The following is a 342-nucleotide window of genomic DNA, read 5'->3' on the forward strand; positions in this document are numbered from 1 at the left end:
AACGAGTCCCAGATGCCGCGCGCCAAGACGATCTTGATTCCTCTGCCAGGAACGATCTTCAAGCAAGCCAACACATGGAAGGGAAGCGGCGGCTGATCGAGCGCCGCTTTCATACGTCCTTTTTGCCGTACGGCAATCCGGTGTTCATGTTGGGCGCAGAAAAACCTGATCCTCATGGCCTGCCGGCCCTAATGTGGCCGCGTAGTTCACGCCGTTGAGAGAAAACTTTGTCTCCGGCTGAGACGCACTCGGCAGCAGGTTATGCAAGCGCATTCCTTGCATGAAGTCTTCCGACGCCCAATGGGGGCCGTGCTGGAAGTCCAGGGGGAGGTACATTGATAG

Annotated in this window: 1 pseudogene; it reads right to left on the reverse strand. The window is 57.0% G+C overall.

Annotation, left to right across the window (positions count from 1 at the left end):
* Positions 1-144: 144 nt before the first annotated feature.
* Positions 145-342: pseudogene (locus KIP88_RS46220) on the reverse strand (hypothetical protein); the annotation flags it as partial.

Source organism: Bradyrhizobium sp. SRL28 (assembly GCF_018596315.1).
Taxonomy (GTDB): domain Bacteria; phylum Pseudomonadota; class Alphaproteobacteria; order Rhizobiales; family Xanthobacteraceae; genus Bradyrhizobium.